General features: G+C 39.0%; 6 protein-coding genes. All 6 read left to right on the forward strand.

Annotated features, from left to right (window positions below; all coding sequences use genetic code 11):
* The 6 genes from BM213_RS08200 (at window position 1) to BM213_RS08230 (ending at window position 11875) form a co-directional block, all read left to right on the forward strand.
* A complete protein-coding gene (locus BM213_RS08200; protein ID WP_091702876.1) occupies window positions 1-957 on the forward strand; it encodes a hypothetical protein in 957 nt (318 codons plus the stop codon).
* Entirely contained in the window at window positions 938-6292 is a 5355-nt protein-coding gene (locus BM213_RS08205; protein ID WP_091702880.1) for a DEAD/DEAH box helicase, read from the forward strand. Before BM213_RS08200 ends, BM213_RS08205 begins: the two co-directional genes overlap by 20 nt.
* A gap of 338 nt (window positions 6293-6630) precedes the next feature.
* Window positions 6631-8550 carry a 3'-5' exonuclease gene (locus BM213_RS08210; RefSeq protein ID WP_091702885.1) on the forward strand — a complete coding sequence of 640 codons (1920 nt, stop codon included), beginning with the start codon at window positions 6631-6633 and terminating at the stop codon, window positions 8548-8550.
* A gap of 12 nt (window positions 8551-8562) precedes the next feature.
* Window positions 8563-9621, forward strand: coding sequence for a tetratricopeptide repeat protein (locus BM213_RS08215; RefSeq protein ID WP_091702889.1), 1059 nt, complete (start codon window positions 8563-8565; stop codon window positions 9619-9621).
* A gap of 66 nt (window positions 9622-9687) precedes the next feature.
* A complete protein-coding gene (locus tag BM213_RS08220) occupies window positions 9688-11085 on the forward strand; it encodes a M20/M25/M40 family metallo-hydrolase (RefSeq protein WP_167357390.1) in 1398 nt (465 codons plus the stop codon).
* A 325-nt stretch (window positions 11086-11410) separates the two neighbouring features.
* Window positions 11411-11875 carry an HI0074 family nucleotidyltransferase substrate-binding subunit gene (locus tag BM213_RS08230; RefSeq protein WP_091702897.1) on the forward strand — a complete coding sequence of 155 codons (465 nt, stop codon included), beginning with the start codon at window positions 11411-11413 and terminating at the stop codon, window positions 11873-11875.
* Window positions 11876-12107: the final 232 nt, after the last annotated feature.

Consider the following 12107-nt stretch of genomic DNA (forward strand, 5'->3'; position numbering starts at 1 on the left):
ATGTTAGGGGAAAGATGGGAACCGAAAATACAGCAATTTAGACAAATAAAATCTCATGCTTTTTCTTTATTACATTTTTATGCGTTTGAAGAACAAAAAATGCAACCTGTTCATTTTCAGCAGTTGATTCCACCACTTCAAAGGCTAATAAAAAGCGATTTTTTTGAAGATTTTAGGAATCTTATGAAAGATGAAGACAATAGAACTGAGGCCCAAATGTTGCTTGAATGGTTATCTAGTTTGGGGGAAGTGTTAAAACTGCCCAATGGATACTATTTACCGCTACCACCACGTTTTGTTGAACTCCCATCATCTAAAAACTTGATTTTGCTTAGCAGTATGAGAGGGACTATCGATAAGTATTATGGATGTGGTAGTGGGTATACAGAAGATAGTAACGGTTTTCCGACGCTGACACTTGATGAATGGATGCCGTCATTGTCTGTAAATGAATTCATTAAAACAATCAAATCGGAGAAGCCAACACAGTTGACTGACGAACCAACCGAAGTTTTTTTGCCACAAACAAAACGTAAGTGGCACCCATTTCAGACGAATCTCATATCGCAGTTCGACTGTTATATTGCTAGATACAACTTGAAGAACAGTCAGCCGTTTTACTTTTGGGTTGAAAAGGGAAGTTATTATAAAATACCAGCCGATTATTTGGATATTGCAAAATACGCGTTGGAATACAGAGCTGGGATTAAAACAACGGTAAAATGTACAAAAATTCATGGGGAGCTTATTCATATCCGTTTTTCTAAAAGGTTGCCAATATCCGAAGAAAGAATGCTCATGCTATTTGCTTTCCCATTTTCCTTTATAAAGCCGATTGAATGGATTATGTCTTTTCAGCATTATTCAGACTTTATTTGGGTTTTGCAACGACTAGGAATTGATCATACTTCAATACTATGGGGGGAGCTGAAGTTTGATGATGGAGTTCACCATTAACTCGGTTTCTGCACGACTACACCAAAAGCTAAGGGAGTATATTGAAGCGCAGTATCCAATTAGCCATCATTCCCTGTTGTTAGAACGGAGAGAATTGCTAGATTCCCAAGGAATCATTTCAAAAGAGCCGTATATTGAGGCAACACCTGTCTATGAACTGGGCTCAACATATGAACAAATAAACTTACCAAGTCACTGCAAAGAGGCAATGATGTGTTTTTCGGATTTATCTCCAAGTGTAGGGATTTATAAGAGACCATATGTTCACCAACAAGAGGCATTAGAGTCATTTCTGAAAGATGGGAACGATTTAGTTGTAGCAACTGGTACAGGATCAGGTAAAACAGAGTCATTTTTACATCCTATTTTGAACGCATTGATCGACGAAGGAACTAGTAGGAGGGAACAATTTCAAACACATGCTGTTCGAGCATTAATTTTATATCCGATGAATGCGCTAGTTAGCGATCAAATTGCAAGGCTACGTAAACTTTTTGGTGACGAACGGGTGGCAAAGTATTTTCGAGAGCGTTTCGGGCGTCACCCGTTGTTTGGTATGTATACATCGCGAACCCCTTATCCCGGGGAGCGTACAGATGAAAAAGATAAATATCAATTGAAAGAAATCCTTCAATACTATTTAGACATTGAAACGAATCAGCCACAATTAGTAATAGAAATGAAAAAAAGGGGAAAATGGCTCGCAAAAAACTTAGAAGCTTTTTGTTCAGGTAAAAGAGGGGATTGGAAATCCCGATATTTGACATCTCCAGATGATCGTGAGCTATTTACTAGACATGAAATGCAAACGACTCCACCAGATATTTTGGTAACAAACTACTCGATGTTAGAGTATATGTTGATGAGACCTATTGAGCGACCGATTTGGGAAAAAACAAGACAGTGGCTTGCAGAAAATGAAGAAAATAAATTTATCTTAGTGCTTGATGAGGCGCATATGTACCGTGGAACAAGCGGTGCTGAAGTAGCATTGCTCATAAGAAGATTGCAGGCAAGATTAGGGATTACACGTGATCGATTGCGTTGTATTTTAACGAGCGCGAGTTTAGGCACGGAGAATGATGATTTGGTGGCTATTGAATTTGCAGAACAGTTAACAGGGAAGCCTAGAAGTCGCTCTTTTAAATTAATAAAAGGGACGAGGGAGAAAAGAGCACCAGGTAGAATCGGTACAGCTAATGAGGCTTATTCTCTTGCTTTATTAGATAGTGAGCAGTTTACTAATCGTATTCATCAGTATAATATGTTAAAAAATAACCTTCAAGTTATAGCAGACCGGCTCGGTTGGCAAAATGTTCCGAATGAACTTGAAGAGTTACCAGCATACTTATATAAAAGTTTAGATGGATTTGGTCCGCTTGAATTAATTATTGAACAAATAAGTGGAAACGCTCAAAAATTTAGTGATATTGCTAAGATAGTGTTTCCGGATGTGGAGGAAGAAATTGCACAAAAAGCGACGAGCCATTTATTAATGTTGGGCAATGCGGCAAAAAACAATGAACGGGTGCTGTTACCGGTACGGATACATTTATTTTTTAAAGGCGTATCAGGTATTTACGTATGCACAAATCCTAAGTGTGATGCAAGAAGGGTAAAGGAAGACGATTCAATTTTAGGGAAAATGTATGATTCCCCTAAACTAAAATGCACTTGCCGTGAGGAAGCAAGAATTTATGAATTACTGACTCACCGAAAATGTGGTACCGCTTTTATTAGAGGATATATCTCCAAAAAGAATGATAATTATTTATGGACAGAGAAAGGGAAAGGAATCGTTGATGAGGAATTGACGGAGGTTCATTTGCTAGTTGAGCCGCCACATGAAAAAATACAAAAAGGAAATCGGGCGGCACGTCCTGTATGGCTTGATATAAGAACAGGGTATTTAATGAAATCTCCCCCTGATGATCCTGAAGGTTACCTGAAACTGTATTGGCCGAACAACGATGCGAATAAGAACAAAAAGAAAAATCAAGCGGTCACTTTTCAACAATGTCCTTGTTGCATGAGAAAAGTGCAAGGAACGATTACGGATCTAAAAACAAAAGGGGAACAGCCTTTTGCCAATCTAGTTCGCGAGCAATTTTTATTGCAGCCTCCTGTAAAACTAGATAAAAAGTTGCCTAATGAGGGACGAAAGGTGTTGTTATTTTCTGATGGTCGCCAAAAGGCGGCACGTCTTGCAAGGGATATTCCGTATGAAGTAGAGCTAGACTCTTTTAGACAGGCGATTTTATTGGCTGCACAAAAATTGATTGATCAAGAGGTAGAACCGAAACTTAGCAGTTCTCTGTATTGTGCTTTTCTTCAAGTGGTTGACGAGCATAAATTATATTTTTTTGATGATCAAGATAGAAAATCGCTCGCAAGCCATATTCAAACTTTGAAGGATAACTTTGATGATGAGTATGAGGACCTGGTTGAAGATGGCGATATTGAGCCTTTAGCTCGTTTTAAAACAGAACTACTTCGCCAGCTTTGCCATCCGTTATATTCTATTTACACAACTGCCACGGGTTACTTGGAGCCTGTAGAGAAGGAAGTAGCAAGAATAGATAAAAAATTAAAGGGGATATTGTCAAAAGAAGATATTTATGTACTGATAGCTATTTTTATTCAAGAAATGTTAGATAAGATAGCTATCGATTCAACCGTTCAATTTTATGAGCGACTGAAGATTAGGGGATTTGGCGAGGATGAGTGGGGAGTTAATAAAGGTTATATATCGAAGAATTTAGAGAATATCATTAACCTTTATGTTCAAAATCAAGAGCATAAACAGCTGATTGTAGATGCACTGTTTAAATTGTGCACAGAATCAGAAGGAAGATATTATTTATCCCCTAGAAAATTAAAACTGATGCCTGGCATTTATACAACGTGGTATAAATGTAACGATTGCAAAGAAATTAATATGGTAATAGCAAAAAACAAATGTGTAAATTGTTTATCTGAGAATATTGAGATATTAGATGTCAATAGTAAGAGTTTAGATTCAGAAAAAGGGTTTTGGCGTTCACCGATACAAAAAATAATGACAAACAATGAAAAGATATCAAATATTACTGTTGAGGAACATACTGCCCAATTATCACAAAAGGATGCGAAAATTGCCATTGCAACCACCGAAGAATATGAATTACGGTTCCAAGATATTATATTAAATGAATCAGAAGGTCCTGTAGATATATTAAGCTGCACGACGACAATGGAAGTTGGGGTTGATATCGGTTCGCTAACAGCTGTTGGCCTGAGAAATGTTCCGCCTCAACGGGAAAACTACCAACAGCGTGCAGGGCGCGCTGGTCGGAGAGGGACAGCTCTATCAACAGTGGTTACTTATGCTCAAGGAGGGCCACATGATTATTATTATTTTCGGCATCCAGAAAAAATGATAAGCGGTTCAACTCGCAAACCAATTGTCTATACTAATAATAAAAAAATTGTGAAAAGACATTTAAATGCATTCCTTATTCAAACATATTTTCACGAAAAAGTCTCTACAGTAACTACTGCGTCAAGTATTCTCGGCAGCTCATTGGGGGATACAAAATCGTTTTTTGAAGGAGAGCCGCCATTTAACTATGTACAATTTAAAAAATGGTTAAATGACAATGTAGAGTGCCGTTTTCGTGACTGCCCTGTAATATTTGATTTAATTCCTGATGAAGTTGTTTCAGCTAAGGAAGCATTAGGAGAAAATATTTTACAATTAAAATGGGGCGTTGTTAAAGAAGCGTGTAACGAACTGGTAAATGAATTAGAAAAGAATTATGAGAAAGTAAAGCATACATTAAAAGCGCTTGTTGATGATACAGTGGAAGTAAATCCAAACGATAAGTTTCTTGATTTTTTATTTAATCATGGGTTGCTTCCGACATATGCTTTCCCACAAGATTTATGCAGTTTTTATATTGAAGGAAAAGATAGAAGAACGGGAAAAATAATTGTTAAACAGAGGCCGCAACTCGAAATAAACAGGGCGTTGAGTGAATATGCGCCTGGAAGACAAATCGTTGTTGATAAGAAAACGTACCGAATTGGTGGAGTTTATGTTCCAAATCCACAAGATCCATTAAAACCTGCTAGAGATTTATCGATCGATAGTTTGCCGACTGTCACATATTGCGAGAAATGCTCGTTCGTTTCTTTAGACATGATTAAGGATACTAATTGCACCGTTTGTGGAAATGAATTGAAGAGAAGCCCGTTGTTACGACCAACAGGCTTTTCTCCGGAGAAAGGGAAGGAGGTAAAAGAAGGAGATCGTGATCAAGAGTTTACGTACGCAATGCCGCCGCAATTACCAATTCCTATATCAGGGGAAAAGTTAGAATTGAAGCCTTATCTAAATTCAAAAAGACTCCAGTATGCCAATGAAATGAATAAACAACTTATAGTGATGAATAAAGGTACAGAAAATCAAGAAGGATTTGAGATATGTACAGATTGTGGAGCGATTTGGCTAGCTGGAGAAAAAGAAAACAAATCAGTGCATGAAGTTCCGTATCGATTAAAAACACATCTTGGCCAAAAAGAATCTCTATGTCGTGGAAATATTAAAAAGGTATTTATTGGGAATATATTCAATTCTGATTTATTGCTACTGAGAATGAGCTTTGACGAGCAAATTGACTTTCATCCAGGGAATCAATGGGTTCATGATGGACTGAAGACGATTGGAGAAGCAATGGTTTTAGCTGCGAGTAGGGTGTTGGATATTGATTACAATGAATTATTATCCGGGTACCGTATTTTACCTCTGGAATCAAAAGATTCGAAACATATGTATCAGGCCGATGTTTATTTGTTTGATACTTTATCAGGGGGAGCAGGCTATTCGCATGTTGCAGGTGAAGTTTTGCCAGATATCATTGAAACCGCTAGAGAGATTTTGATGAATTGTGAAAATAACTGTGAAACTTCATGCTATAAGTGCTTAAGACATTATTCTAACCAGTTTTATCATAGTCAGTTAAATCGTTTTGTTGCTCTCGAATTGCTTGATTATGTAGCAAAAGGGGAGTTGAAAAAATTAACATTACAGGAGCAGAAAAAAGTATTGTCACCTATTAAACGAATGATGGAAATACACAACGAAAAATTTGAAGAAATTCAAGTAGGTAACCAATACTTCATTAGAATGGGGTCGAAAGGGAGATATTTGATTGGTGCAAAAAACAATATTGAAAAGATTGTAACTAAAACTAGTGACGACTCCACAGTTGTGTACGTTTCTGCATATGAAGTTTTACATGATTTACCGAATGTATATTTAAATTATGAAAGAAAGCAGCAGCTGCTGGTTTAGTATTTTAAATGTATTACCCACATACTTCGACGCACGTTACTTTTGTGTAGGTATAGGCCGTTCCATTCAACCTATTTCTTCGTTATGGAACGGTCTATTTCTTAATTTCAACTGTGTACTCAGAAGACGAGTGTTTGCGAGCACTGCAACATATTAAACCAGCGTCTGAAAATTCAATGCTCGATATGCCAAATCCTTTTGTACCGATCGTTAGACCCTCACTCAAAAGCAAGGTGATCGTTTTTTATCGACAAGAAACTTTCATTCTTCTAGCCACAACCCACCTATTTTATATTATAATGGTATAAAAATCCTATTTTCCACTGGAGCTGGTTGAGATGGCGTACACGATTCCGGAAACGATTCGTTCGAGTGCAACAGCAGGGGAGCGGTTGTTGTTTCGAACGCTAAAAACGTATTTACCAGATGACTATATTGTCTATTATGAACCGGAGATTCGGGGAAGACGTCCGGATTTTGTCATTATCGGACCTGATTTAGGGCTCGTTGTGCTTGAAGTGAAAGACTACACATTGTCGACGTTGTTTCATTTGAATAATGATGAATGGACGATTGTAAATAGCGCTGGCGAGCAGGCGACAGTAAAAAGCCCGTTTAAGCAAGCGAGAGATAACGCATTTCACATTGTCGATGTATTAAAAAAAGACAAAAATTTAGTCCACTTAGAAGGAAAGTATCAGTTTCAGTTAAAGTTTCCTTACGGTTATGGGGTTGTGTTTACAAGAATCTCGCAAAAAGATTTAGTGAAAAAGCAATTGTATCCAGTTATTGATCCGAATTTTTGCCTGTTGCGGGATGAAATTGACCCGGACAAAGAAACGTTTAGCGAAGAAGTATTGTTTGAAAAAATATGGAATATGTTTGTCGTTCCGTATCGATTGCGCACGCCGTTAACGAAAGAGGAAATTGATGCGATCCGTTATCACCTTTTTCCAGAGGTGCGCATCAGCGCGGAGTTTCGTCCACCTACGCCGTATCAAGATCAAGTGCTTTTATCGCTTCACGACATTAAAGCGATGGATTTACATCAAGAAAACTTAGCAAAACAGCTTGGAGATAAAAACCGTCTGATTCGCGGAGTAGCAGGAAGCGGAAAGACGCTTATTTTAGCTAGTCGCGCAAAACTGTTGGCGAAACAACATCCTGATTGGAAAATTTTAATTTTGTGTTATAACATTTCGCTAGCGCAAGGGATTCGACAAATGCTTGAGCATATGTTAAGTGAGCCTGATTCGTTATTCGATTTTGATTTTACGAAAGAAAATGCGATGGCAAACACAGCGAGTGAGCAAATTATCGTGCGCAACTTCCATGAATGGTTGAAACATGATTTAAAAATATCAGAACAACAAATTCCGCACATATTAGAAAAGATTGATAAAAAAGAAGCGATTTTACCGATGTACGACGCAATTTTGATTGACGAAGGGCAAGATTTTTCTTCCGAATGGCTCGCGCTCGTTAGTAAGCTACTAAACCCAGAAACACAATCACTTCTTCTTGTGGAAGATCGTGCACAGACGATTTATAGACGAAAGCGCTCATATGTGCAAGATACGGGATTAAGTTTCCAAGGTCGCTCAAAAGTATTGACGATTAACTATCGCAATACGGCACAAATTGTGAAATTTGCGTGGGATTTTTATCGTGAACATTCGGTGTTAAGTGATAAAGTTGCTCAACGCGAGTTTGAAGGAGAAATTATTGCCCCCCAAAGTACGCGGCGGAAAGGACCGGAGCCGGCTGTTGTGAAAGCAGCAAGCTTTGGACAAGAGATGCAACTTGTTGCAAGGCAAATAAAACGATTGCATGACGAGAAGAACGTACCTTACTCGGAAATGCTTATTTTGTATCGGGTGAAACGAACGTATAAACAAAATATTATTGGGGTTATTCAGCGGGCGTTGGAAAAAGAGCAAGTGCCTTATTATTGGCTAGCGGAAGATGAAACAACAAAGCGGAAGTTTTCCCGTGATGAAGAAACCGTTAAAATTAGCACAATTGAAAGTAGTAAAGGGCTCGATTTCCAAGCTGTTTTTATCGTCAATGTTGACAATATGCCATTCGCGCTTGAAGAAGACCGCGAGCGGGAAGTTTCGTTACTATATATCGGCATGACAAGGGCGAAAGAATACTTATGTTTGTCTTATTCAGGAGAGTCCGAATTCACACGGTATTTCGAGCAAGTTCGCACGAGCAGATTGCAGAAGGAAAAGAAGAACCGTGCCAGACACTAAAGGGGCATTTTTATGAGAAGATTATCACAAATGACCATAGATGAATTATACGATCGTGAGGAACAACTTCTTGAAGAGTTAAATAGCGATGAGGCAAAAGATTGGATTTATCATGAAATTGTAGGTGTGTATGAAGAAATATGCCGTCGCTTATCGAGATGTTCGATAGAAGAGAGAAAAGAACACGGGTTTGAATATGTGAAAAAACAGCTAGTCAAATATTTGATTCGTTACGGAACGTATTTGAAAACGCAGCTGAAAAAAGATGAGCGTATGGCGAAAACAGCGTTTCAAAAAGCGTTGAGATATGATTCGGAAAATCCGGTTGTCCATTATCGTCTCGGATTTTTAGCGTATAAGGAGGAAGAGTACGCAACGGCGCAGCGTTACTTTGAAAAAGCGCTTGAATATCAAAAGGGATATTCGAATCCGGAGTTTTGTTTAAATGAACGACAGCTATATTATGCTCATCTGTATTTGGCGAATAGCGCCTTGTTTGTGGCAGAAAAAACGTATCGATCACTTGAGAAATTTCCTGATTACATAAGCGATCAAGAGAAACCTGCGGAACTTTCATTTTTGCATGAATGGTTGCAGCGCAATGAAGCTATTTTAACGATGCAAGCATTTACGAAACGGACGTCGAGCGGAAAAGAGTATTGTTCAAAAGAACAATGTGAACAAGTGATGATGGATCCTCCTAAAAATACAGTCGTTCTTTATTTTTCCGATCATGAAAACGTTGTATCTTATCACGGTAGGAAAGTATGTTTGCCACGCGATCCTGCGGAGATGCTTTGTTATTTTTTAGTGAAGACAAATGAAGCGCGTCCGGCAACGAAATATGATATGGAGGCATTTTTTCAATTGAGACAGGATGGGGACATTCCTACAAATACGTTCGTTCAAAAAATAAGGCGTCTTCGGGAAAGGCTGCGATATGTTCAAGTGCCTGCTCTGATCGACTCATGTCAGTTTCGAGGGGAAACCGCCTACTATTATAACGGCTCTGTCGATTATATCGTCATGTATCGCAGTGACTATACGTTTTTGTTTCGTGATGAATTGTGATGACATGTGTGTCATCGCTCTTTTTTTATACTAAGTTTGTAAATAATGAAAAGGAGCGATGATGAGATGAAAACATGGAATCAATTATTTACTCGCCAAGGGTTTGTGGTAGAGGAAAAAAGTCCAAATGAGTTTATTTGCACGAATGAGAGAAAAGAAAACGTTGAGTTTTTATTAGAAAGCTTGGATAAAGCGAATGTGAAGTATTTGTTTTTTGCTGATGTATTAACGATTGCAAGTCCGCCGATTAGCGAAAAACAATGGCTACAAGCAGTCGATTTTCCAAAGCGTGGAGTTTGGGAAGCAATCGGGGTAGAAGAACCAAAAGTATTTGAGTTAGATACGTATATGAGCGGTGTCATTCGTGAGTTGAATCGTCTTGGATTGCGGACAGTGTATTGTTGTGATGGTCATGGTCAACGTCGTCCTTATGTATCTTTCGATGAGCAGACGAATATGGAAAAAGTGATGCAGTTGTTCCATGCATTGCAAGTCGATGCGCGTTTGCGGCCGTCTCGTTTTCCTGGGATCGTGTTTTCCGTAAAAAGAGAACGACTCCTTGATCTTGCTGAACAAATGCGGAAAGTACAAATCGATTGGTTAGAACAAGGGGAATCCTATATCCGCAAAATGCTATTTCTTCATGAGCTTGAAGAATTGCTTCGTATTTCAGGGGAAAGTGGAAATGAACATAATATTCGCTCGGTCGTACATGAAAAACTTGCACCATATGTCGATCGCATCACAATCGATCGCTACGGAAATTTGCTGGCGCAAAAGAAATGCAAAACAGGACATGGGCCAACGATTTTGTTGAATGCGCATTTAGATACGGTAGAATCCTTCGTACCAGGAAGAACGATTGTGAAACAAGGAGCGATTTGGTCGAGCAGCGAAGGGATTTTAGGAGCGGATGATCGCGCTGGAGTGGCTGTGTTGCTTGAAATAGCGAAATGGCTTGACACCTCTTCATTTAACGGAACAATAAAATTTGTTTTTACCGTAGAAGAAGAGTGCGGACTTGTTGGTGCAAGAAAGCTTAGCGAATATTTTCTATGGGATGTAGATGCGGCGATTGTCGTTGATCGGCGGGGAACAGGGGATATCGTCACATCATATGGTACCACTCAGCCGTTTTGCGATATTCGCTACGGACAGTTTTTTGAACAAGTAGCGTACGATGCGGGGTTAACTGGTTGGAAATGTACTGCTGGTGGAAGCAGCGATACGAGAATTTGGGCAGAACAGGGCATTCAAAGTGTAAACTTATCTGCAGGATACGAGTGGGAACATACGGACGACGAAACATTAGATACGGATGCTTGCTACGGAACGGTGCAACTCATTCAAGCGGTGCTTAATCAATGGCAAGACTTTTCAAGAATGTTGCGAGATGTGCGTATGGCCAATCGAGAACGTGTAACAGTGATGCGGATGCAAGGTGGAAAAAGGGACGTCATTTAGGCGTCCTTTTTGTGATTTCATACGAAAATGAGGAGAGGATGTTGTATAATGAAAAAAGGAAGGTGAGATACATGTACATAAACAACGCATTTGCACTAATTGTATTTAGCATAGCCTTTTATCTTTCTTGCTTGGGATTAGCGGTATTTTTAGACTAAGTGATCCGATGGGCTCATTTGACCGAGTACTCGGATTCGTTCTCGTTGTATTAGGCTTTCCAGGTGCTTTTCTAGGCATAAAGACGTGGTGGGGAGATAGGAAGCTAAGAAAAAAGCTGAAAAGATAGTACACGATAATAAAAATACGCGGAAAGGGGTGTATATATGTGACCCATTCATTGGAGAACTACAAAGAATCGATTGTTTTATCCTATCAATATGCGTTTCGCTTATTGCTTCATTTGAAAAATGTTATTGCTGCCTCTAAGCAAATTCCAGCGGAAGATGAGTTAATGAAAGAAGTATATCGGGACTCAATCGTAAAGAAATATGAAATTCTCGAAGATCAACTTTGGAAGTTGTTGTCGAAAATTTTTAAAGCTTCTGGGTTAGAATTACACAGTCCGAGGGCGTGCTATCGGCAAGCTTTTAAAGAAGGGTGGATTGAACATATTGACATATGGAACGATATGTTAAGTTCGCGTAATGCAACGGCACATGTATATAACGAAGAAGATTATGAACAAATTAAGCAAAAAATTGTTGATGAATATGTTCAGCCAATCGAGGCGTTGTTGCAAAAAATAAAAGAAGAAGTCAACAACCCAATGACTAAAGTCATGGGCTTGTAAGCCCCATGTTGACCAGACCAAGGCTTGAAACAGAGCCTACGTTATAGATGTCATGACACGTTCGGGTGCTTCTCCAGCCCATTCCTCTGTCGTGCAAGATTAAACAAGCGTGGTGGGTAGCGCTAGTGTCTTGCACATAACAAGCATCTATAACATGGTCGAGGAGAATATGACCTGCTTTATGCAGAGGAAAGGGGAGAACCCTATGGTTTTTGTGTTAGACACAAACAAA

The organism is Anoxybacillus pushchinoensis (assembly GCF_900111795.1).
Lineage (GTDB): Bacteria > Bacillota > Bacilli > Bacillales > Anoxybacillaceae > Anoxybacillus > Anoxybacillus pushchinoensis.

Excerpts from the sequence above, each read along its gene's own strand:
- BM213_RS08200 (WP_091702876.1), top strand. The coding sequence starts at position 1 with ATGTTAGGGGAAAGATGGGAACCGAAAATACAGCAATTTAGACAAATA.
- BM213_RS08205 (WP_091702880.1), top strand. The coding sequence starts at position 938 with ATGATGGAGTTCACCATTAACTCGGTTTCTGCACGACTACACCAAAAG.
- BM213_RS08210 (WP_091702885.1), top strand. The coding sequence starts at position 6,631 with ATGGCGTACACGATTCCGGAAACGATTCGTTCGAGTGCAACAGCAGGG.
- BM213_RS08215 (WP_091702889.1), top strand. The coding sequence starts at position 8,563 with ATGAGAAGATTATCACAAATGACCATAGATGAATTATACGATCGTGAG.
- BM213_RS08220 (WP_167357390.1), top strand. The coding sequence starts at position 9,688 with ATGAAAACATGGAATCAATTATTTACTCGCCAAGGGTTTGTGGTAGAG.